Source organism: Okeania sp. SIO1H4 (genome assembly GCF_010672695.1).
In the GTDB taxonomy this organism is placed as follows: Bacteria; Cyanobacteriota; Cyanobacteriia; order Cyanobacteriales; family Microcoleaceae; genus Okeania; species Okeania hirsuta.
This window is the reverse complement of record NZ_JAAHGB010000005.1, coordinates 183,811-206,524: the sequence shown is the minus strand read 5'-3', so window position 1 is coordinate 206,524 and position 22,714 is coordinate 183,811. Positions and strand designations below refer to the sequence as shown.

The following is a 22,714-nucleotide window of genomic DNA, read 5'->3' as shown; positions in this document are numbered from 1 at the left end:
AAATACCGCTTATTTTGTTTGATAAAATGTTGATTGAACGCCTCAATAAAACAAATTGGAAAACACCACCAAAACTTATTTCTTTATTTTCAGGTTGTGGAGGAATGGATTTACCATTTCATTACGCAGGATTTGAGGTTGTTTGGGCAATTGATTCTAATTTTTATGCTTGTCAAACTTTTAAAAGAAATATTGCTGATGTTGTTGAGCATAATCAAATTGAAAATATAGATATTAATGCAGTTCCAGAGGCAGATTTAATTACGGGAGGGTTTCCTTGTCAAGATTTTTCAATGATCTGGAAACGTCCTGGTTTAGAGGGTACGAGAGGCAATTTATATACCTACTTCTTAGAATTTGTTAAACAGAAACAACCAAAGGCATTTATAGCAGAAAATGTCAAAGGTTTATTAAGTGCGAATAAATATCAAGCAATTCAACGGATAATATCAGATTTTGAAAGTATATCTCCAGGTTATTTAGTAAAGCCTAAATTATACAAATTTGCTGATTACGGAGTACCTCAGTTTCGGGAAAGAGTAATTTTAGTAGGGATTAGAATGGATACAGGTTTTAATTTTATTCATCCTCAACCAGAATATGGTCTTGGTCGTAAATATCCTTATAAAACTGCTGGTGAAGCACTTAAAAATGTAGAAAAAGTTCCGGATAATAATGAACATCAAAAAATTCAACCTCGAACAATTGAAATATTGAAAAGGATAAAAGCAGGAGGTAATTTTAGAGATATTCCTAAAGATAGTCCCTATTATGTAAAAGGGATGATTAGTCATGTTTATCGACGAATTCATCCAGACAAACCTGCTGCGACAATTATTGCTGGTGGGGGTGGTGGAACATGGGGTTATCATTATCCCGAACCAAGGTCTTTAACAAATAGAGAAAGAGCAAGGTTGCAAACATTTCCTGATGATTTTATTTTTGCAGGTTCTTTTACTGAAATTAGGCGACAAATTGGTAATGCTGTACCTCCAGATGGAATTGTTTCTATTGTTGAATCTTTGATTCCATTATTTAAAGATGATTATCAGAAAATCGATTTATATAGTCTCAGTAAACATTTACAAGGTATGTCAATCAAAGATAGATTAAAATTCGCAGAATTAGAATCAGATGAACAACCAATACAGTTAAGTTTACTCTAATTTTTGAGATTAATTTTATGGCTATTTATACTAATAATTCAGAATTTGGAGGTGCTTTTGGTGATAGAGTGAGTATTCTTTTAAAGGAAGCTAATTCTGTTACTATTGAATCTGGCTATACCTCAGCAGTTATCTTACAGCAAGATCAAGAATATATCGCTAAAATTGTTAACGATGGTGGTAATTTTACATTGTTAGTTGGCATGGGAATGTTTGAAGGATTAAGTCGGCATACCTATAATAAATTAGGTGAATTAAATAGTTTTATATTATCTGCAAATCCTGAATGTGGAGGTGTTAGATTTGTCTGGAATCCACCACCATTTCACGGCAATATTTATAGAATAAAATATCAAAATGAATTGCTTTACTTTGCAGGGTCTTCAAATTTTTCTAAAAGAGGATTATTTGAGAATTTAGAATTTACTTGTAAAATTACAGACCTCCCTACTATCAATCAAACAGAAGCCTATATTAATTGGCTACTTACTGATAATATATCGGTAAATTTTGACAAGTGTGAATCATTTCCGATTGTTAAATCTGTCAAAGCTAACCGAAAAAAGATTAACTTTCAGAAAGTAGAAACTAAACCAATTATTAATTCTAAAGTTCCTTATGTGGATATATCTTTGGCTAGAGTCGATCGGCAACAACGGTCAAACTTAAATGCTTTTTTTGGCAAAGGAAGATGGAATAGAAAAACAGGTATTGTGATTCCTAGAGACTGGTTTGAAGTAGAAATTATTGTCGATATAGCTACAACTAAAAATCCTATTTATCCCAAAGGTGATTTTATTGCTTACACTGATGATGGTTTAGTATTTCCTTGTCGTACCCAAGGTGATTATCATAAAAATCTGAGGTCAAGAGATGACTTAAAAGTTTTAGGTCATTGGATAAAAGGTAAACTACAACAAAAAGGAGTTTTAGAGCTATTTGAACCAGTCACAAGTCAGACATTAGAAGAGTATGGAAAAAACTACATTCGGATGTATAAATTATCTGATTCAGACTACTACTTAGAATTTTAAGTAATAGCAATGCAAGTAGCTAATATTATCTTGAATTTTACTATCACCGTTAATTTCACAGATAAACCCGCCCCGACTAAATCTCTAAATAAAAAAACAACCACAATGAAACATATCATCACACTAACAATCATACTAACAACATTTACCCTGGTTAGTTGCAATAAAATACCATCTCTGAACAAACAATCATCACAACCAGAACAACCAACTTTTATTGCCAGAAAATCAGATACTCCTTTAAATCCTTTTGCTTTAACTAGATTAGCAAAACAAACGGTGGTAGAGATTGTAAGTGAGAGTTATTTGACCGCATTAATCTACCTACTTTGTGTCTGACAACTCTGGAGTGAGTGTCCTGACTCTTGCTCCTACCTTGCCACTATCAATCACTCAAGGAAAAGCTGATGCGTTTTAATTACAGAAAAATTGTTATTGTACTGACTATTATACTTACAGTAGTAATAATTATTGGTAGTTTATATGTTCTGCAAAAAATTTCAGTAGCCTATGGAATTATAAGTCTAAGACCTACTTCTCTGTTTACTAAAGCTTATGTGCGATGTAGACTCCCCCAAATAATATCTTTCATGCAATTGATAGAATCTTTTTTCCAGCCTTTATTCATTGCCACTTTAGTTGAAGTTATTTTAATTTTAGTCTTAATGATAAGCAATATTATATCCAAGTGTCAGGCTATGATGGGTGCTACAATTCTCTGTTTTTTGTATCTAATTTTAATTATTTATTATGAAATGACATTTTTTTATTGTATTCATGGTGCTGAAGTAATAATCTCACCCAGCCAACGGCTAATAGTTTTCTGTCCGTCGGGAAAATATTTTTTAGCTTTTGACAGCCATTTTTCCAGTTTAAATAATCCCCCTAACCAATTATCTCCATTCTCGAAAATTTCGCTAATTTTCTCTTTTAATTCATGTAAAGGATACCGAAAAAGCTATATCAGACTATAAAAAAGTCGCCGACTTATACAAACAACAAGAAAATCAAAAGTGGTATAAAGACTCTCTATATCGACTCAAAAAATTACGAGGATATTAGTATTTGTAGGTTTGATCGAGTGTAAATGTTGAACATTGCCAAAAGCGATCGCTTGTAAACTTATCCCATCGCAGGCATACTTAAACCCTTCAAAGTCTGTTTTTTTTCTTCCTCACTCAAACCTTTACCCTGCACTAAAACTCCAAAATTTCCCAACCCCATTGGGTCTATTAATGAATGTAATACTTCCCTACGCCGCAAAACTTCCTGAATAGAAAACCCTTGATTATTTGATAATTCATTTAATCTATCTCCTAAACCTAACGCCATTAAAAATAAAGCCTGTTGAGTAAAACCAATATTTTCCAATCCTGACAAAATTCCCTGTTTTTCCAATGCGGTAAAATCCACATGAGCCGTAATATCTTGTCGCCCAATATTCCAATATAAGTCATTATTTCGATGATGTTCATAATAACATTGTAGAGTTCCTTGTCTGCGAGTCGGATTATAATAACGTGGTGCTTGATAACCATAATCAATAGTTAACAAATATCCTTTTTGTAGTTTAGAAGCAACAGTGTTTATCCAATCTAAAGCTTGTAAATTAACCTCCGTTTGATAACCTTCTACATCTGGAAATGATAGTAAATCTATACCCACTAAATTAAAATATTCAGCAATTCTAGGAGTAGAAGTTTCACCACTTATTTCTATAAATTTTCCATCTGAGTCAGAGCTTACATAAACTTCTCGAATTTCCCGATCTTCTATGATAATTTTATGTACTGGAAAAGCATCCACTAATTCATTAGAAAATAAACACCCCGTAATTGAACTATGAGAAATTTCATCCCAATCACACCACCTCACTTTATATGAGTGTAACCTTTCTTTTTGTTCTTCTTTTAAAACTTCTGACTTTTCGATAATCAGATATTTTATTGTTTGGAAAAAATCTAAATGATTTTGCTTTAAATATTCTAAAACTTGCTCTGCTAAAATTCCCTGACCAGCACCCATTTCTACAAGAGTAAAATTATAAGGTTGATTGAGAATATTCCACATTTGCATCAATTGTTCTGCCAATAATTCTCCAAAATCTGCACCCCAATGAGAAGATGTTAAAAAATCTCCTTGTTTACCAATATTCACAGGATGACTTGCATAATAACCATATTGGGGATGGTACAAAACTAAATCCATATATTGGGCAAAAGTAATCCGTTTTTTTGGAGATTCATAAATGCTTTGATGGATAATTTTGCACAAATTTTCGTTACTGTTGTTGATAGTTATTTGTAGTTGATTCATAAATTTAAGGAAGAAGGAAGAAGTAAGAAGGAAGAAGTAAGAAGTAACAAAAAAAAAGTAGATAAGTCTATAGTACAATACAATTCAGTTAAGGATTTTTTTTGCCAGTTCCGTAATCTCAAGAGCTACTCTAATGGTTCCATACCTTATAAGACTGATGTGCCTTACTAATATGAAATACCCTTAATGTACCTTACTAATATGAAATAGGCTATATCATCTTTCCCTTCTTCCTTCTTCCTTCCTCCTTCTTCCTTCTTCAAAATTATTCCTGAACCTTCTCCTCAGTTAATTTTATTCTTGGCATAGGAATTAACATAGAAACTTGCTGCCGATATTCCCGATATAAATTCCCATAAATAGAAATCATGTCTACTTCTTCTAATTTAATTCCCACTAACATATAAATTGTTGTACCCAGGGCAAAAATCAAATGAGAAAATGTCATAGTTGGAGCTGCCCAAAAAGCAATAACAAAACCCAAAATAATCGGGTGGCGAATATATTTGTAAAACCCTGGAGTTCTAAATCCTAAATATTCATATTCCTGACTGCGCAAATATAAATATACTTGTCGCAAACCAAATAAATCAAAATGGTTAATCATAAAAGTGCTGAGGAAGACAATTAACCACCCCAAAGCAAAAATGCCATAAATAATATTAGAATCAATCGGACTTTGTATATTCCAAATAATTCCACCAAGAGAATGCCATTGCCAAAATAACAGTAATAATGCCAGACTTGCCATTAAAACATAAGTGCTACGTTCAATCGGATGTGGAATAATTTTCGTCCACCATTTCTTGAAACTTTGACGTGCCATAAGACTATGTTGAATAGCAAACAAACCGAGTAATAAAATATCAATTAATATCCCGTTAATCAGAGAACCATCAAAATCGGAATCTAGTGTTTTTGGTACTATTAAGTTGCCGACAAAACCAATGCTGTACAGAATAGTTATCATTGATATTAAATAACAAACTACACCATAGATAAATGCTAGTATTCTACTCATATTTATCTGATAAAATATCCATTACTTTATAGAAATAAATGAAATTATTTTTTACTCTAGTATTTCACGAAAATCTTCTAAGTATTTTTCATATACTTTAGTCTTAAAACAAACAAGAACAACCTTTTCAATAGATTTACTTTCCAATAAAAATTGCATAACTTCAGTTATAGCTATTCTTGCTGCTACTTCCACCGGAAAAAATAAACCACCAGTAGCAATAGCAGGAAAAGCAATTGTTTTTATAGCATATTTTTCTGCTAAAGCTAAACTATTTTCATAACATCTCATCAGTGTATTCTTCTCTCCGAAAACTCCAGCTCGCCATCTAGCTGCAACTGGCTGTAAAAACTGAAAGAGGCTAAAACTAGCTCCAAAGGAAATTATTATTATTATTCCCTTCAATTCTAGTTTTAACCTCTTTATTTAAGACTCAGCAATAGTACAATTAGCGTTTGATATTCCCTAAACTCCAAAAATGCTAGGTATAAGAAACTGGTGCAAGCAATTATTAATTATTAATTATTAATTATTAATTATTAATTACCTAACACCTTCTTCATCCCATTAACTGAGGTTCCAAAAGTCGAGTTAGACAAGTTTTTTGGTAACTGGTCATAAAAGTATCTAATGTCCGTAAAAAATCTTCCCGTACCTGGAAATGATCCACTCGATTCACTACTTGGCCATTTTCAAATAAAATCAGGGTAGGCAAAGTTCTGAGTTGATATTTACTAGCAAGCTTTAAACTTTCGTCAGCATTCACCCCCACCAGCTTTAAGTGGCCATTCCATTCAGACTGAAATTGAATTAATTGGGGGACAATCATTTTACATAGGCCACACCACGGTGCCCAAAAATTTACTAAAACCGGGTTAGAGGCATCTAACACCTCTTTTTTAAAAGTTTTTTCGTTAATTGACAAAAGCATGGCTTCTCGATCTGAGTTAATTAAATTTTTTATATCCTGGGATCATGCTACCAGTCTACGCTCCCAGTTGCACGGATTAGTAGTGGATGAGCTTGCCAAAGTAAGAAGATAAAAACAGCTACTCCCACATAGGCCCATCGGAGAAACTCCTGTAACTGTAGAGTTTGACGTCCTTGGATAATAGCGACAAAAGGTATAACCGATGTGCGAAACTTTAACTTTTCAAAAGATTCACCAAAACGCTGTTGAAGTCGTCGATCCCCATGCCATACACCAAACAAATGATGGAGTATGAGGCCAAAAGATGTTACTAAGGTAAAACTTGTCCCTAACCAAAGAGTATGGGCAATACACCAAATTACTTGGCCGACCATTTGAGGATGGCGGGTAATCCGAATAATCCCTGTTTCATAGAGATGGACTTGGGGTTTTTGAATTGCAGCAATTTCTAAAAGATTGAATGTAGAGGGATAGAGAAAAATAAATGAAATTGCTGATAGTATCCAGACTATAGGCTTAACTATTGGGACACCTTGCAGTTGCCATAACTGCAACCCATCGTAACGGTGGTTGAAAAAGTAAATAATCAGAATTACTGCTAGTGGTAGACTGACCAGAGCAAATAAGATGCGATAGGGTCTAGGACCAATTTTGGTTTCGGCCCACGGTCGGAGGGCTGCCAAACCACTATGGGCGATTGCAAAACTTAGCAGTAACCCCAACATAATTAAATGGCTAGGGGTTAACCAATCATTAGACATGGGTATTATGGGACATTGATAATAAAAGTTAACTTTTGGAGGAATCCTCCAGCAGTATGCTGAAGGGACGTAATGCCAACCCCTTGAGTGGGGAAGGAAATGCGGTGAGTGTAGAGTTTGATTTTCCCAATAAATTATTGATTCCCTAGCTGAGGAATTTGGAAATCAAAGGTCTTCAACTCTCAACCTCTGTCTTAAGGACTTTTGTCCCTGATTCAGTTTAATCTAAACAGGACAATCAGAGCTTGATTAACTAACAAGATTGAAGATATGGAGCATGGAGTTAACGAAGTCAGAAGTCAGAAGTATATTTTTGTAACGGAGATTTGAGCTTCGCTCCAAAAATATTTCGCCTTAAAAGGCGGGTTTACGCGACCCAATTATTTTGATAATTTTAATTTCTTCCTGATTTAATCAAATAAGTAACTTAAATGCCAACCAATTTAAGACAGAAAAACACTGTAAATTCAAACTTGTTAAAACTTTTCCACTCTCTACTTGCTCTGGAAAGACCTACCGAGTCAAATCAAATACCATTAAGCAATTTGCCCATTTGCTAACTCTTTGGGCGTTAACTTCCTCAATTTCTTTTTCCTTTAACAATATGTCTGAGCTTCCTTTCACCCTAGACCAATTACGCATTCTCAAGGCGATCGCTGCTGAAGGTAGTTTTAAACGAGCTGCCGATAGTTTGTTTGTTTCTCAACCAGCGGTTAGTTTACAGGTACAAAATTTAGAGCGACAGTTGAATGTACCTTTATTCGACCGGGGTGGCCGCCGGGCACAATTAACTGAAGCTGGTCATTTGCTACTTACTTATGGTGAGAAGATATTATCTTTGTGTCAAGAGACTTGCCGAGCTATTGAGGATTTACAAAACCTTCAGGGTGGTACTTTAATTGTTGGTGCTTCTCAAACTACTGGTACTTATTTACTACCCCGAATGATTGGGATGTTTAGGCAAAAATATCCTGATGTAGCTGTGCAGTTACATGTTCATTCTACTCGTCGTACTGCTTGGAGTGTTGCTAATGGACAAATAGATTTAGCTATTGTTGGGGGTGAAGTTCCTCCAGAGTTACAAGAGTCTTTGGAAGTTATACCTTATGCTGAAGATGAGTTGGCTTTAATTTTGCCTGTTTCTCATTCTTTGGCAGAAAAGGAGACTATTCAAAAGGATGATTTGTATCATTTAAATTTTATTACTCTAGATTCTCAATCTACTATTCGTAAGGTAATTGATCAGGTATTATCCCGTAGTGGTATTGATACTCGCCGTCTGAAAGTGGAGATGGAATTAAATTCAATTGAGGCAATTAAGAATGCTGTTCAATCTGGTTTGGGGGTAGCTTTTGTTTCTGTTTCAGCTATTGAGAAAGACTTACAAATTGGGGTTTTGACTACGGCTAAAATAGAGCAGATAGTTGTCAATAGAATATTATCGGTTATTTATAATCCTAATCGTTACCGCTCTAAAGCTGCCGAGGCTTTTAGTAAGGAAATTTTACCTTTGTTTTCTAGTCTCAATTTTAATCCAGATAAGATTAAACCTTTATCTAAAGAAATACAGCCTATAGAGATAGTAACAAATAATGTTAGTGAAACTTGAATATCGACTATTAATGGAGAATTTTTGAATCAATTATCAGTAATACAATTTTCCAAAAATAATATTATGAATAATTTGGGTGATTAAAAGATAGGTGCAGGAGATGTCCCTTTGACTAAAAAGATAATTTCCGACCTAAAAAATGATATCGAAGCTATTTATTCTGACTTTGTCCTCATAACTCCTAAGAAATAGTCTACCTAATTTGTAACAAATATTTATCAAACTGGTATAAGTGTTTCGGCATTTAAACTTTATCTCTCAATGGGCGGTTAAGGGAACACCAGAGATGAGAAAACTGTCTGAGGGAATATAGAATCTCAATGGGTATTAGTTGAGTTCCAGTTCAAATTTTCCTATCAACTGGAGTTACAAACAATTAACTGATAATTGAATAGTTGGCATCTTAAACCCAGGGTTAAAAATATAGATAACAAGTTCAGTTTATACTCATAGATTTATAATTTAATAATGAATATAAATTAACCAAGTTTATTATTTGAAAAACTCAATAAATATAGAAGAAGATTCAGCAAATTTTGCTCGCAATAAAGATTAATTGGCTCGAGTATATTTGATGTTTGCTAGAATAACAATTTTTTCACATTCTTAGAGCTGATTTATAAAGTAAATATTAAGAGGATAAATACTTTACATTGTAAGGGTTTGACACTATCTAAGCCCCAAGGGCATAACTTTTGAAAAACCCATGCTAGAAATGGAATTCAGCTCAGTTTACAAATAAGCTCTAAGATCGGAGACGAGAAAATGCCTAAATAAAAATGATAATCAAGGTCAAGATACAAACATGGATTCTATAAATTGATAGTGAAGCTGTTCAACCGGATTTGATATTAGACAAATTTTTGACATAATTAATAACTTCTGGAAAAAAAGTCAAAAAATCCGACTCAATTTCAGTATAATTTTTAATCAGTTCATTTCCAGCAGTAGCAAGATTATTTTCTCTCTTCAAACGTTTAGATAAACGGACAAAACTTAAGTTAATCCCTGATAAGTTTTTGTAGGAACTAAGCCAATTTTCAGATATAATTTTAGGTAATATTTTTTGTAATCTATCAGGTAAAATTTCCTGATTTTTTTGCAAAATAATATATATTTTTTGCACAAATACATCTAAGTTTTCATAGGCAAATAAGTTCCAGTGATTGGCTAAAAAATGGTCATAACAAATATCAATAATTATTCCTGCTAAACGTCTATGACTATTACTAATACGATTTTTACTTCTCAAATATATTGGATGAGTATCAGTAAAGCAATCAACTTGACGATGAGTTTTGATTCCTTGAATAATTTCATGGCTATAAATAGTTTCATATTGTTCTAGATACCCTTTGACAAAATCACCTAATAAATTTCCTATTTGTGATTCGGGAGTATTTTTCGCTAAAAATAAATGAGCTAGATAGTTCATAAGTAGATAGTTATATCATTTTCAAGTAAAGTACATAGCAGTTATAGCAGAAGGAAGAAAGAAAAAGTAATAAGGAAGAAGAAAAAATCTGGCGTTGTCTAAGTTTTAAGCTTTTGATATGTCCTAATATGAAATACCAAAATTTTTGCTACAAATACGCACGGCTGTTTCAAGGAGTCAGTCCTCAGTCCTAAGTAGGAATAGCCTACATATCATTTATTAGACTCAAACTCTGTTTTTAGTCAAATCAATATTTCTGGGTAAAGTTTTTTAACTAGCTAAATTATTCGTAGCATTCTTTTTTATCTTTCATATAACCTTTCCTTCAACTACTATATATTTTGATTTTATATAAAATCTCTATTGGAATTCAAGAATAGATCACAGTAATAGGAGTTTCAGACTTTATTCTCTATTTTTTGTTTTTGACAAATCCTGTACATCAAGAGTGTATAAATATCAATATTAATTAATATTAGAAATCTCTATCAACTAAGAAAGAGGAAACAGATAACAGGAATAAATAATTGACAATTTATAAATAAGAATTGCTTTGATTTTTGATTTTTGGAGAAGTCTATTGCCTAGATTTTATGATTAAATTTTGAAATACTTCCAATCATATCTATGTTAAAGCAAAGTTAAACTGCTCAGGATAATTTATACAAAAACCAATATCTATTGAAATAAGTTAGAAATGACGATTGACGTTATTAGCTAACAGCTTATACAATAAATCAAAATTATGATGATTAAACTACCCTAGATTTTTCCGAAGCTCTTTCATAAATTAAGTGGATTTTGTAGCATGGCAAACACTCTAGAATCTATTATTAATCTACCGAAGCTAAATTCTGAATCTACCCTCAGAGAATTACCACTGACTGATTTTCAAGTAAGTCCGATGACTTCCCTAGAATTAGTTGAATATCAGTTTAATCAACAACCTGACTTATCTGGAGTTATAGTTGCTTCCGATGAAAAGTTTTTTGGCATGATTTCTCGACGCTACTTTCATGAACAAATGAGTTCTCGTTATGGAAGAGAACTATTTATCAAACGTCCTATTCAATATTTTTTAAAAGCTACTCCAACTAAATATTTAGATAACTGTTTGGTATTACTTTCTGAAGAAAAAATTAATTTAGCTGTACAAATAGCACTAAACCGTTCTGAAGAAACTGTATATGAACCACTAGTAATTCAATTCGTAAACAAAAAAAATCCTAATTGTTATATTTATTTTTTACTTAATTTTCAAACTTTAATCCTGGCTCAATCTCATCTACTTAGAGAAGTCAATAATGAGTTATCTCGCCAGAAAAGTTCTGCTAAAAATTATTTGATTCAGCTCAAACATAAACAGCAAAAACTCCAACAACATACGGCAGAATTACAAACGCAAAAACAAGAAATTTTAGCTAGACACAAGTTATTAGAAATACAGCAAAATGACTTAATTAGTCAATCACAACAAATTCATAACCTTAACCGCAGACTAAAAGAAATTACTGGTTTTATTTCTCAGGAAGGAAAAAAAGCATTTTATGCAACATTTGAAGGAGTACAAAAAATCAACAAAAATATGAATGAAATTGTCAATATTGGTCACTTGTTCACCAATGAACTTAAACTAATTAACTCTGCATCCCATCAAATTGAAACAATTAGTAAGCAAGCAAAACATTTGGCAATACAAGCTGCTATTGTTGCTGGTCATTCAAATTCTCAACTTAGTGGTTTCAGTCATATTACTAACGAGATTGGAAAATTGGTGAATGAAACTTCACAAGCAGGTCGTCAAATGAATTTAGTAGCTAATAACTTAATGAGGAAAATTTCTGAACTTAACAATTTAGCTGAAACTGGTAAGCAAACCGCTCAGTCTCTAGTAGAAAATAATCAACGTTCTGAGATAACATTAGATGAGTTAGAAAAATTAATTCAACAACCAAACTTGGATCGAGCAGCAGTAAATTCCTCTGCTGTTACACAAGGTAGCAAAATTACTGATATTTCTCAAGAAAATCTGTATCAAGATAAAAATATAGTCAATAACTATCAAGAAAAGTTTGAGGAAAAAAATACAGATATTTCTGAATTGCAAATGCAAATATTGAATAATAAAAAAGATCAAGAAAAATTGATACAATAAATTCGTTCTACTTTAAATAAAAAAAAATTGATATTTAGTTAGATTGAGTTGACAAAAAAATAACTAACTTGATAGAAGATGTAGCCAGTTTAAGTGAATCTTCAACAATTAATAATTAATAATTACTTCTCCTGAAAATAATAGCATTGGTGAAAAGTATTTTTTTCTTTATTTCTTTTTCAATGATATCAAATACGTTTGATTGGATATAAAAAAATTATCGAATCGTCATAACTAATAAATCTTTGTGATTCTCTCTCCTTCTGACTCCTAAAGACTTAACTAATCTATAACTGTTTAACCGGATTTGATATGAAAAGGTTTTCTACCTTAATTATTCGGTAAAAAAAATCTCAAATTCTACCCCTGTTTATTTATTTGAAATTTTCTAGAATAACTAAAGTATAACTTCTATAGTTAATGAACAAGATGCAAATTATCATTTTCTTTGTGGGTTTAATACCCCACCGTCTACACGGTGTTCAAAATTACTTGGGGTGAGAATCCCCATGTAATTTTCCTCCTGTCTCCTGTCTCCTGTCTCCTGTCTCCTTCTTCAATGTTACTCCAAATCACTTTCTTTATCAAGATGTACAACTATATCATCTTAAACTTCGAGGTATTAGTAATCAAGCTACTGGATATTTATATTGCAAAAATAATGAAACTATTAGTAGAGCTACCTCTATGGATAAAATTCAGTTAGAAGGACTTTGTAAGATTAAACAAGTTATTGCTCTACGGCAGCGAGCAGTTATAGATATTGCACCTATTCTAGAAGCACATAACTGGGAAATAATCCCTATTTCAGAAGATCAAACTAATAACTAATAGATACATTATTTCATTTTCCTTTTCCCTGTATCCAATCATTAATCATTTGAGGACAACTAGCTAAAGACTCTGCTAAGGATGCAAATTCGACCAAAGGTAAAGGACGATTAAATACATAACCTTGAAGTTCATCGCACTGATTTTTAACTAAAAAAGCCAATTCTTCTTCAGTCTCAACTCCTTCAGCAATAACTCGTATATTTAATTTGTGAGCCATAGAAATAATTGCTGATACGATAATTTGGTTACCAGGATTACTGTTGATTTTACTAATAAAATTTTGATTGATTTTTATACCATCAATGGGGAATTTTTGTAGATAAGTTAAGGAAGAATAACCCGTACCGAAATCATCTATATAAATTTGAATGCCTAAACTTTTTAAACCATGTAAACTTCGTATAGCCTTTGTTTCATTTGTAATCAAAATACTTTCATTAAAATCTAACTCGACGTAATTAGGAGCTAGACCGCTATTTAAAAGAACTTTAACTAATTTTTGACGTAAATCTAATTTATTTAACTGGCGATCAGATATGTTGACTCCTACTCGTATTTTTCCTAACCCAATATCCTGCAAAGCTTTAACATTTTCACAAGCAGTCTTCAACACAAATTCACCTATTGGTTCAATTAATCCTGTTTCTTCTGCTAGGGGTAAAAATTGTCTTGGTAATATTATAGACCCATCAGATTTTTGCCAGCGTAGTAGAGCTTCTGCACCTACAATTTGGCCTGTTTTTAAATTAATTATTGGTTGATAGTAAATCTTAAATTGTTTACTTGATAGTGCCGAATGTAAATCATTCTCTAACTGCAAAGTATGGCTGTTTTGATCTTTACCTACTTCATTATCAAAAAAATATTGATTATTGCCCTTTCTTCTGGCATACTCCATGGCTTTTCTAGCTTTTAAAAGTAATTGCCCCAGTTGTCTTCCATCAATAGGATAAAGAGCAATTCCAGCATTAGCACTAATCAAAAACTTTTGCTGTTTTAACACATAAGGTTCGACAAATTGCTGTATAATATTTTGAATTATACCTGTAATTTCTATCTTCTGATGAAGTGATTCTAGGATAATCACTAATTCATCTGTATTTAAGCGAGTTATCACGCTATTTTTACCAATAAATTTATTGATTCTTTTAGCTATATTTGTAACCAATAAATCACTCCAATCATATCCTAAGTCATCAATGCGCTTAAAGCGATTTATGCCTAAACAAATCACAGGAATAGTTAGTATAATTTTTTTTTCTTTTACATAATCTTGTGTTTTTAAATTTGCGATATTACTAATAATTTGATCGAATTTATCTGATAATAAAAGCCGATTACTTAAAATACTTGGATTTTCTTGATTAGTTAACTTATTAAGTTTATCTTTTACCGTTTCAATTTGCTGAACATACCGCGACTCTATATCTTGTTCGCCTTGATATTTCTGAAGGGCAATCTCAATTGTAGTTTTTAATGATTGAGGTTTAAACGGCTTCACTAGATATCCATAAGGTTCGGTTAACTTTGCCCGCCCTAATGTATTATCATCTGCATAAGCAGTCATATAAACAACAGGTATTTTTAATTGAGAGCGAATATACCCAGCAGCTTCAATACCATCTATATCTCCTTGAAGCATGATATCCATTAGTACTAAATTAGGATGTTTTTTTCTTGCAGTTTGAATAGCTTCTTCGCCAGAGTCTACAATTCCAAGTACTTCATATCCTAATTTCTTAAGATTTCTAGTAATATTTTCTGCGACAATAAGTTCATCTTCTATAATTAAAATTTTTGTAGGATATGTGGGAGTTTTAACAGAATATTCAGTGATATCCATCGAATTTTACCTGCATAAGTTGGATAATTTGATTGTATATACAATTATAATAATTCTCAAACTTTATGTGACAAAAATGACATTTAAAAATTATCCTTAATAGCAGATAATTAGATCCTAAACACTATCTATATATATCATTTTTTTTCTTGATTTACTCTTGACTTTTGCTTCTTTTTTATCTTTAAATATGGCATTATTTTATATAATTGATATTATAGTACTAATCTAATAGTAATTTTATCAGAAAAAGTCAAGTTATATGATGTCCGTTTAAGAGTGGCCTGAAAAAAACCATCCTCTACCTTCAACAACAAATCTTTCTATTCTCCCTGCTCACTTATTTATAAGTATTCAACCGAAAATGATACAATTCGTAAATACTATTTCTTTGAAACTTAGAATTTGAGAGGTTTTCTGTTCCCTACCTCCACCATAAATTATTATATATAATACCAATTCCCAAAAACAAAAATAATAGTATACTTCCTCAAGACTTTAGTTATTAAGCAATAAGTAAAGTTCAGCAATGTTTTTAACGATTCTAGTAGACAACCAACTTAGTTTTGACAAGCTGTGTAAATTTTGATAGAATAACATAATACCTAGTATTTTCTCTTTTGGTATAAGACTAGTAGATATTGAAGTGAATAAAGCTTAGGCTTGTCACTATTCATCATTTTTTTTACTTTCTTCAAAAGTTATTAATTACTTCCATTAATTCTTGCGGTCGATCAACTAAAGCATCTGGCTGATAATCGGATAATACTTCTCTAGAATTAAATCCCCAAGTCACCGCTATTACTTTAACCTTAGCTTTTTTGGAAGCACTAATATCTCTAACCTCATCTCCGATATAAACGATCTCTTCTGGTTGAATATTCTCCACTTTTAGATATTTTTTAATCACCTTATCTTTGCCAAAAAGTGTTGAGGCTGAAATTATAAAATCAAAGATTAATAAATCATATTTTTGCAAGACAAACTCTACATTTTTCTGACTATTAGAAGTAATTATTCCCAGTTGATAACCCTGCTGTTTCAGTTCTAATAAAATTTCTTGAATACCAGAAAACAAGCTGACATTCTTAATTTCTTTTTGAAATTCTGCTCTAATTCTTCTCAATAAAAAAGGAACTTTAAAAATAGATATTCCTGACTGATTAATCACTTGTAGAGGGCTTAATTTTTCTATTTCTGGAATTTCTTCCTTCTTAGCTTGTTTATATCCAAATTCAACTGATAAATGATTTGTAATTGCAAAAATCAGATCAAAAGTATCTGCTAATGTACCATCAAAATCAAAAATAACTATTTTTATCATTATTATATAACAATTGCTAATTGCTTTCTGATTCTATCATTAACTATTACTCGAAAATGTCAATCAATCAACCTAATCTATGGCAGTGGATAACTTTGACTTTGACTTCATTAAAGATTAGCACAAGCATTTCGTCGTAGCATTTCTGGCTTAATACGTCGTAGTGCGGAAGCTGGAAACTGCTTATCCCAATCTTGTTGAGATATCTCTGCTAGTTCTGTTAACTTAGGAGTTACATTACCAGGATAAGGTTGAAAATCATCAATATTTGTCTTTTGAGCAAATCGTTCATTCCAAGGACAAACATCCTGACAAATATCACAACCCGCGACCCACCCTTTTAAATTTGATTTAATATATTCAGGTAGTTCAGGATTTCTATTTTCTATTGTGTGATAAGCAATACAAAAATTTGCATCAACAACAAAAGGTTCTACGATCGCATTAGTCGGACAAGCTTCCAGACAACGAGTGCAACTACCACAATGTTGAGCATGAGGGCGATCGCTTGTCAACTCTAGGTTAGTTAACACTTCCCCCAAAAATACCCATGAACCGTATTCTCTAGTAATTAGATTACCATTTTTTGCTATCCAACCCAAACCTGCTTGTTGTGCCAATGGCTTTTCTGGCACTGGACCTGTATCTGCATAATACCTGGTTAAAATTTCCTTTTCTTGCTCCTGCAACCAGTTACTCAGAGCTTTTAACTTTTGGTGCATGACTTTATGATAATCCCTACCCCACCCATAACGAGAAATTTTACCTATTTCAGAATTTTCAGAATGTTGATGTAGCGTGTAATAGTTGAGCGCAACACAAATAATAGATTCAACCTCTGGCATCACTAGCTTCAAATTTTGACGTTTGGGGTTAGCCATCCATCTTAAGTCTGCTTGATAACCTTTGTTCAACCATGCCTGCAATCTTTCTGTGTCTGAACCTAACTCATTTACTGAAGCTATACCAACCTTGTGAAATCCTACTTCTAAGGCTTTCTGTTTGATTTGACTAATGCTAAGTGCAGATTTCATCGATACTAGCTAGATTTGTAAAATTTGTATTAATTTATAATATTTTAAATACCTTACATCATGTCCATTTAATTAGTTATAATAAAGTTCTTAGGTGGTAGGTGTAAATTCAAGTGAGAACACTGGAAACGGAGCATAAATTTGGGATATTCCTTCCAGAGCGCTTCAATAGAACATTTTTATGATACTTAATCATCCGAACATGGTATTAATTGGTAACACAGATTGGCAAAACTGTATAATAATTTACGATACAACCACCATTAATTTTGAATTATACTTTGTTTTGAAACTTTTCAACCTGTCAATTTTATTTGCACCTATTAACAAAAAGTTACATAATGCCAAGCAAGGAGGCAGAGATTTGCAAGGCCATTTGATTTGAGATTAGCTAACATAAATATAAATCTCTAAGTTGCAGACATGACATATACTGCTGAATCTACAATGAAAATTTTTATCTGTAGTAACCCTAAAACTGTTGTTGAAACTACAGCTCAGTTCAATACTCTTAGTATTGATGAGCAACTGGCATTACTATGGTACATCTACACCAAAATTAGAATTAGACGCTCTGTTACACCTACAACCCCCGGTGCAGCACGCCTACAGTTGGCTGAAGGTTTGCTAAATGAGATTAAATATATGTTTCACGAAGAACAATTAGGAGTCATCCGTGACTTAGCTGCTAGCAAAAATAACCCTATTTCTCGTGCTTATGGTATACTAACCCCTAATACTAAGCTAGCTTTCTGGTATCAACTAACAGAGTCCATTGAAGAAGGCGATATAGTTCCAATGCCTACTTTTCATCAGCTCTCGGTTTCTGGATCTCAAGTATTGACCTCTATAGAAGTATTAGATTTTGGTCAACAAATTACTGTATTACGCAACGTTGTAGCGAATATGGGTGTCGATCCTTTAGCTTAATTTTTGAGTAACATTCCCGAAACCTAATCTAATACCATATCTCAAAAAGTTTGCTATATATATTTGTAATGGGGAAATAGGGAGATAGAGAGATAGGGAGATGGTAATTAAATATAGCACTACTATTCAGAAAAGGTATAATATCATGTCTCTTTAAATACCCACAAATAACATTGATTAGGGGGCACCGGAGCAGTAGGGGGCAATTTGATAGATTCTCAAGATAATTTGAGAAGATCATTTTTACCCTTGTTTAATTAATGACACTTAATATAACGAAATACTTGCCGTAAAACTCTCTGATATTGGACAGTACAGAGCTAAACAATTACTGGTATTGAACAGCAAGTAGTTGCTCGCTACTTTTAAACTTTTAATAACGATAATTTTGAAAGTACAGCAGTCGCCATTACTGTATTTGACTTATGAAATAGCTGCAAACTTGGGAATATAAATAATCAAACTTTTTCCTTCTTCCTTCTGCGTTTGCAGCAAGTCTATTTACTGCTAATATCATGTTCCCCCTCCGGGGGAGCTACGCTAACGGATAATCAGTTATAAAAAAACTTCTGGCCTTGAAGCTTTCTTTCCCTACTGCCTTCCTTCCTCCAAAGTGTAAGTATTCAACCGAACATGATATAATGGCTCACTGAATGATCTTCAAGATCCTATTATTAGTAGGAATGCGATCGCTTCCTATCTTCAGGAAGAAGATTAAAGTTATAGCAGTCGGAGTAAAGTTTAGGAGATATCAAAAGCTTAAAACCCAGACAACACAAGGTTTTTCCTTCTTCCTTCTTCCTTCTTTCTTCTGCTATATACAAACTTATCCTTAAGCAGGAGTGAGCCAAGAGCTTAATGAAAACGACGTAGAAGTTTAAGTCAGGGAAACAAAACTTCTTGATTTTAGGTAAATGTAGCTGTTAGGTAAATGTAGCTGGGAAATTTATTTTGAACCGTCAGTAGGAGCGAATAATTGCTTTTAGTTTAAAGCTGTTAGCTTATCCACAACAGTTGTTAAAAAGCATTCAGCTTAAATTTATGCTGAAACCGAGGGAAATGCAATTTAAGAGGGGTTGAAATCCCTTTTAAATTATCCAGCATCTAACCTATAAGTCAGGGATTTTAACCCAAGCTGATAGCTGAAAGCTATTAGTCCAGAGCTAGTTAAATTTGTGTCCTCACACTAGATTTCATGTTAGATGATTAATTTCAAGCTGTAGTGGATACTTGCAATGAACGAGCTAACATTTGTTGTCCTAGTTCTATATGACTAGAAGCACACTTCCAGTCTGGATGACTTGTCATTAATAAACTTTCTAAAGTTTCTTTGTCAAATAGATGCCATACTAGCGATTTATTAAAATAGCATTCGACTGCATAGCAGTTTTGACTAATACAGTAAATATAACAAGTTTCGGAAGCTCTCTCAATTTTTATATGTGCCCCTGGTTCTAGGTCGCGAAATTGAAATATATTTTGTTTAAATTCATCTGTAGAAGACACTGTAAAACCGGGAATTACAGCCGTTAGTGCTTTTTCTCCATTGATATGAATCCAATAATTACGAGTAGGATCGATTCTTTCTAGCCAAGGAGATTCGTCATCTAGGCGATAACGAGGGGCTAAAGGAAAAAACATATTCATATAACAAACCTAATATATATATTTTAATGGTATCTAAATAAACCTTATTTTTATCTTGCGGTAGAGTATAGTTAGATGCAACCAAACTTAACAAAACTTATCAGGTTGATCATATATATATAATAGTTATCGCAATATTTTTTCAGTTGTGTAATACCAATTACATCAAATATTGCCACACTCAGGGAACAGGAAACAGAGAATAGGGAACAGAGTTAAGGATAAACGTATGAAAAAAGAGAAAAAAAACTTAAAACTTTACAATAATCAAAGTAAATAAATATTGATAACAGATTTGATTTTATAGAAGTACTTTGACTTATCTCCAAAAATTAATCTTGATCAAAGAAAAAGCCTGACAACTTCCGTCTATTTCGTTGCATTATTTAGCTTGTAATAATGAAGCAAGTGCTTTATTGTACTTTTTCTAGTATGTTAGCCTGTAATTTTAGGCAGTTTCTACCATCTATCTGCAATGTATAATCTACACGATCCATCAATCTATTCATAATCAACCATCCATAACCACTTTCTTGTTTAGCTTCTGGTGTTGGTGGGTTATACCCTCCTACACTATAACCTTTACCATAGTCCCAGATTTCCAAAGCAATACCACCGTCTTTGGCTTCTAAACGTATTAATACTGGTAAATTAGGTTGGTCTTTATGAGCATGACGAATCACATTGGAGTAAGCTTCTGCCAGTACCAAGCGTAAACGGTTGGATTGACGAGGCCAATCAATATGTTCTCCTAGCTCTACTTCTAAACTGCTCAATAACCAGTGCTCGACAATAGTTAAAAAGCGTAAGTCGCTTGGCACCTGAAGCTCGGTTTTCATAAATTCACAGAACCTCCAGAGATAGTATAGTTTGGTCATCTTCTTGAACTTGATTATTAGCTCGGATATAAGCTAATAAACTATTTAGGTCTATTTGGCTTTTGTGCTGTTTTAAAAGTTGCCATAAACCTTCTTGTTGCAGCATTACACGAGTTTGTTTTCCACTATCAGTAGCCTCTTGAACTACTGTAGCTTCAGTGATGCCATCACTTGTCAGTAGAAATACATCTCCTGAATTCAAGTCTATAGTACCTGCTTTTCCTTTCCATTTTGGCAATATTCCTAGGGGAATGCCACGGTCCTTGAGAAAATTTGGTTGCACTTGATTAGAATCCTGATTTTCTGTACTTAGCAGTGCAGTTTGAGACCAAACCAAGGGATATATATGACCAGCATTAGCATAAGCTAATAATCCAGTTTCTGGTGTATAACGAGCCAAAACCATTGTAATGAAGCAATTGTTACTAATAAGGTCGTCACAGAGACCAGTATTAAGATTTTCCATTATTTCGTAAGGGTCTGGGGGATTTTCTTGAGAAAGTTCTCGTCGCATCACAGACATAGCACTTGCCATGAATAAAGCAGCGGGTACTCCCTTACCAGAAACATCTCCCAGTGCCAACCAGATGTCACCTTGAGAATGGGTATAAACTTCAAAGAAATCTCCTCCTACTTCTCTGGCAGGATAGCAGCAAGCTTGTATCTTTAATGTGTCAAATTCTGGCCAACTTTGAGGTAATAGGTTACTCTGTATCTGGCGGGCGACCTCTAGCTCATTACGCATTTGTTCTGCAAGTTCCCTGGTGCGTTGATAGAGTTTAGCCTGAGATAATGCTAATGCTCCTTGCTCCAGGACACTTTCTATCAATTCTATATCTTCTGAAGACCAAAATTTACTGCTATCTTGTTGATCAAGAGCTAAAACTGCTAGTAAGTCTTGTTGATAAATCAGGGGGATTATTAATTTACAAATGTTTTTATCTGAACTTTCTTCTAATTTGGTTTGACGACTTATTGCTACTTCCAAAAATTGTTCTGGAGTGAAAGGGAAGTTGTTTTGAGTAATTTCAGGGTTTTGATAAGAAAATGATTCAGGCATTAAGCGATCGCCTTCTACTGGCCATAACTTACCTTCTGTTGCGTCAAAAGTCTGTCCCACTGTTTGAATGATTGTCGATAACATACTAGAGTAATCCAATGATTCTCTAATAGCACTCATTACTTCATTTAACATAGACTCTCGTCGCAAAGCACGAGTTAGAGCATTGGTGCGTTGCGTGACAATTTTGTAGGTTTCTGAAGCTTGTTGTACTACAGCTTTGAGTTCTTCAGGATTCCAAGGTTTTGTAATATATTTGAATACTTTTCCTGAGTTAATTGCTTCTACTAAGTCTTCTACATCTGTATAGCCTGTCAGTAGAATCCTAACTGTATTTGGATATTTTTCTAATGTTCTGCCTAAAAACTCTGTACCATTCATTTCTGGCATTCTCTGGTCAGAGATAATCAGTGCCATTTCTCCTTCATCTTCCAAAACTTTCATGGCACTGAAGGCACTATCTGCTTTATATACTTTAAATTCTCGCCGAAACGTCCTGTACAACAAATCTAGGTTGTCTGGTTCGTCATCGACTACCATCAATTTTAATTTCCCCTCTCCCCGACTCATGCTATGCCTTACTCCCAGACAATTTTTCAAATTTTATACTCTCCGGTTGGCCTTAATAGCTTCAATCTAATTTATTAATGTATATTTTTTAGAATAAATAGCCTTGAGTTAAATTTTATGAATTTGGGTTTCATTTTTTATCTAGCCATAAACTTCCAAGAAA

Annotated in this window: 19 protein-coding genes; 7 read left to right on the top strand and 12 right to left on the bottom strand. The window is 33.1% G+C overall.

Annotated features, from left to right (window positions below; all coding sequences use genetic code 11):
• Positions 1-26 precede the first annotated feature (26 nt).
• Genes F6K06_RS03685 through F6K06_RS03675 form a run of 3 tightly spaced genes read left to right on the top strand, consistent with a single transcriptional unit; the run spans position 27 to position 2,539 of the window.
• Positions 27-1,166, top strand: coding sequence for a DNA cytosine methyltransferase (locus F6K06_RS03685; RefSeq protein WP_287239242.1), 1,140 nt, complete (start codon positions 27-29; stop codon positions 1,164-1,166).
• Positions 1,167-1,183: 17 nt separating this feature from the next.
• Positions 1,184-2,200 carry a restriction endonuclease PLD domain-containing protein gene (locus F6K06_RS03680; protein ID WP_287239244.1) on the top strand — a complete coding sequence of 339 codons (1,017 nt, stop codon included), beginning with the start codon at positions 1,184-1,186 and terminating at the stop codon, positions 2,198-2,200.
• A 9-nt stretch (positions 2,201-2,209) separates the two neighbouring features.
• Positions 2,210-2,539: a hypothetical protein gene (locus F6K06_RS03675; RefSeq protein ID WP_124154503.1), complete on the top strand. Its 330-nt coding sequence runs from the start codon at positions 2,210-2,212 to the stop codon at positions 2,537-2,539.
• A 783-nt stretch (positions 2,540-3,322) separates the two neighbouring features.
• Here F6K06_RS03675 and F6K06_RS03670 read toward each other — a convergent pair.
• From F6K06_RS03670 to F6K06_RS03650, 5 genes are all read right to left on the bottom strand, one after another.
• Entirely contained in the window at positions 3,323-4,516 is a 1,194-nt protein-coding gene (locus F6K06_RS03670; protein ID WP_124154505.1) for a class I SAM-dependent methyltransferase, read from the bottom strand.
• Positions 4,517-4,781: 265 nt separating this feature from the next.
• Entirely contained in the window at positions 4,782-5,537 is a 756-nt protein-coding gene (mddA, locus tag F6K06_RS03665; RefSeq protein WP_124154506.1) for a methanethiol S-methyltransferase, read from the bottom strand.
• Between the two features lie 51 nt (positions 5,538-5,588).
• Entirely contained in the window at positions 5,589-5,942 is a 354-nt protein-coding gene (locus F6K06_RS03660; protein WP_124154507.1) for a macro domain-containing protein, read from the bottom strand.
• A gap of 154 nt (positions 5,943-6,096) precedes the next feature.
• A complete protein-coding gene (locus F6K06_RS03655) occupies positions 6,097-6,468 on the bottom strand; it encodes a co-chaperone YbbN (RefSeq protein WP_124146988.1) in 372 nt (123 codons plus the stop codon).
• A gap of 47 nt (positions 6,469-6,515) precedes the next feature.
• Complete coding sequence (locus F6K06_RS03650; protein WP_124146989.1) at positions 6,516-7,229, bottom strand: NnrU family protein; 714 nt, start codon at positions 7,227-7,229, stop codon at positions 6,516-6,518.
• A gap of 604 nt (positions 7,230-7,833) precedes the next feature.
• On the opposite strand from F6K06_RS03650, the gene F6K06_RS03645 reads away from it, so the two are divergent.
• Complete coding sequence (locus F6K06_RS03645; RefSeq protein ID WP_124146990.1) at positions 7,834-8,838, top strand: LysR family transcriptional regulator; 1,005 nt, start codon at positions 7,834-7,836, stop codon at positions 8,836-8,838.
• An 838-nt stretch (positions 8,839-9,676) separates the two neighbouring features.
• Here the strand turns inward: F6K06_RS03645 and F6K06_RS03640 are convergent.
• Complete coding sequence (locus F6K06_RS03640; RefSeq protein WP_124146991.1) at positions 9,677-10,276, bottom strand: ACP phosphodiesterase; 600 nt, start codon at positions 10,274-10,276, stop codon at positions 9,677-9,679.
• A gap of 808 nt (positions 10,277-11,084) precedes the next feature.
• Between F6K06_RS03640 and F6K06_RS03635 the strand changes: the two genes are divergently transcribed.
• Both F6K06_RS03635 and F6K06_RS03630 read left to right on the top strand, forming a co-directional pair.
• Positions 11,085-12,431: a hypothetical protein gene (locus tag F6K06_RS03635; protein ID WP_124146992.1), complete on the top strand. Its 1,347-nt coding sequence runs from the start codon at positions 11,085-11,087 to the stop codon at positions 12,429-12,431.
• Positions 12,432-13,118: 687 nt separating this feature from the next.
• Complete coding sequence (locus F6K06_RS03630) at positions 13,119-13,262, top strand: hypothetical protein (RefSeq protein ID WP_287239270.1); 144 nt, start codon at positions 13,119-13,121, stop codon at positions 13,260-13,262.
• Positions 13,263-13,275: 13 nt separating this feature from the next.
• Here F6K06_RS03630 and F6K06_RS03625 read toward each other — a convergent pair whose 3' ends face one another.
• From F6K06_RS03625 to queG, 3 genes are all read right to left on the bottom strand, one after another.
• Entirely contained in the window at positions 13,276-15,108 is a 1,833-nt protein-coding gene (locus tag F6K06_RS03625) for an EAL domain-containing protein (protein WP_287239273.1), read from the bottom strand.
• Positions 15,109-15,802: 694 nt separating this feature from the next.
• Complete coding sequence (locus F6K06_RS03620; protein ID WP_124146995.1) at positions 15,803-16,432, bottom strand: HAD-IA family hydrolase; 630 nt, start codon at positions 16,430-16,432, stop codon at positions 15,803-15,805.
• Positions 16,433-16,542: 110 nt separating this feature from the next.
• Positions 16,543-17,466 carry a tRNA epoxyqueuosine(34) reductase QueG gene (gene queG / locus F6K06_RS03615; protein ID WP_124146996.1) on the bottom strand — a complete coding sequence of 308 codons (924 nt, stop codon included), beginning with the start codon at positions 17,464-17,466 and terminating at the stop codon, positions 16,543-16,545.
• Between the two features lie 423 nt (positions 17,467-17,889).
• Between queG and F6K06_RS03610 the strand changes: the two genes are divergently transcribed.
• On the top strand, positions 17,890-18,396 hold the full coding sequence (locus F6K06_RS03610; protein WP_124146997.1) for an orange carotenoid protein N-terminal domain-containing protein: 507 nt from the start codon (positions 17,890-17,892) through the stop codon (positions 18,394-18,396).
• A 1,212-nt stretch (positions 18,397-19,608) separates the two neighbouring features.
• On the opposite strand, the gene F6K06_RS03605 is transcribed toward F6K06_RS03610, so the two are convergent.
• The 3 genes from F6K06_RS03605 to F6K06_RS03595 all read right to left on the bottom strand — a co-directional run bounded on the left by F6K06_RS03605 (position 19,609) and on the right by F6K06_RS03595 (position 22,551).
• Positions 19,609-20,043, bottom strand: a complete 435-nt coding sequence (locus F6K06_RS03605; protein WP_124146998.1) for a hypothetical protein — start codon at positions 20,041-20,043, stop codon at positions 19,609-19,611.
• A 413-nt stretch (positions 20,044-20,456) separates the two neighbouring features.
• Positions 20,457-20,882 carry an anti-sigma regulatory factor gene (locus tag F6K06_RS03600; RefSeq protein ID WP_124146999.1) on the bottom strand — a complete coding sequence of 142 codons (426 nt, stop codon included), beginning with the start codon at positions 20,880-20,882 and terminating at the stop codon, positions 20,457-20,459.
• Positions 20,883-20,886: 4 nt separating this feature from the next.
• Positions 20,887-22,551 (bottom strand): SpoIIE family protein phosphatase, encoded by a 1,665-nt coding sequence (locus F6K06_RS03595; RefSeq protein WP_287239279.1) that lies wholly within the window; start codon positions 22,549-22,551, stop codon positions 20,887-20,889.
• Positions 22,552-22,714: the final 163 nt, after the last annotated feature.

Coding starts and splice junctions, on each gene's coding strand:
- F6K06_RS03645 (WP_124146990.1), top strand. CDS start 7,834: ATGTCTGAGCTTCCTTTCACCCTAGACCAATTACGCATTCTCAAGGCG.
- F6K06_RS03640 (WP_124146991.1), bottom strand. CDS start 10,276: ATGAACTATCTAGCTCATTTATTTTTAGCGAAAAATACTCCCGAATCA.
- F6K06_RS03650 (WP_124146989.1), bottom strand. CDS start 7,229: ATGTCTAATGATTGGTTAACCCCTAGCCATTTAATTATGTTGGGGTTA.
- F6K06_RS03655 (WP_124146988.1), bottom strand. CDS start 6,468: ATGCTTTTGTCAATTAACGAAAAAACTTTTAAAAAAGAGGTGTTAGAT.
- F6K06_RS03605 (WP_124146998.1), bottom strand. CDS start 20,043: ATGAATATGTTTTTTCCTTTAGCCCCTCGTTATCGCCTAGATGACGAA.
- F6K06_RS03625 (WP_287239273.1), bottom strand. CDS start 15,108: ATGGATATCACTGAATATTCTGTTAAAACTCCCACATATCCTACAAAA.
- F6K06_RS03620 (WP_124146995.1), bottom strand. CDS start 16,432: ATGATAAAAATAGTTATTTTTGATTTTGATGGTACATTAGCAGATACT.
- F6K06_RS03635 (WP_124146992.1), top strand. CDS start 11,085: ATGGCAAACACTCTAGAATCTATTATTAATCTACCGAAGCTAAATTCT.
- F6K06_RS03680 (WP_287239244.1), top strand. CDS start 1,184: ATGGCTATTTATACTAATAATTCAGAATTTGGAGGTGCTTTTGGTGAT.
- F6K06_RS03610 (WP_124146997.1), top strand. CDS start 17,890: ATGACATATACTGCTGAATCTACAATGAAAATTTTTATCTGTAGTAAC.
- F6K06_RS03630 (WP_287239270.1), top strand. CDS start 13,119: ATGGATAAAATTCAGTTAGAAGGACTTTGTAAGATTAAACAAGTTATT.
- mddA (WP_124154506.1), bottom strand. CDS start 5,537: ATGAGTAGAATACTAGCATTTATCTATGGTGTAGTTTGTTATTTAATA.
- F6K06_RS03670 (WP_124154505.1), bottom strand. CDS start 4,516: ATGAATCAACTACAAATAACTATCAACAACAGTAACGAAAATTTGTGC.
- F6K06_RS03685 (WP_287239242.1), top strand. CDS start 27: ATGTTGATTGAACGCCTCAATAAAACAAATTGGAAAACACCACCAAAA.
- F6K06_RS03600 (WP_124146999.1), bottom strand. CDS start 20,882: ATGAAAACCGAGCTTCAGGTGCCAAGCGACTTACGCTTTTTAACTATT.
- queG (WP_124146996.1), bottom strand. CDS start 17,466: ATGAAATCTGCACTTAGCATTAGTCAAATCAAACAGAAAGCCTTAGAA.
- F6K06_RS03595 (WP_287239279.1), bottom strand. CDS start 22,551: ATGAGTCGGGGAGAGGGGAAATTAAAATTGATGGTAGTCGATGACGAA.
- F6K06_RS03675 (WP_124154503.1), top strand. CDS start 2,210: ATGCAAGTAGCTAATATTATCTTGAATTTTACTATCACCGTTAATTTC.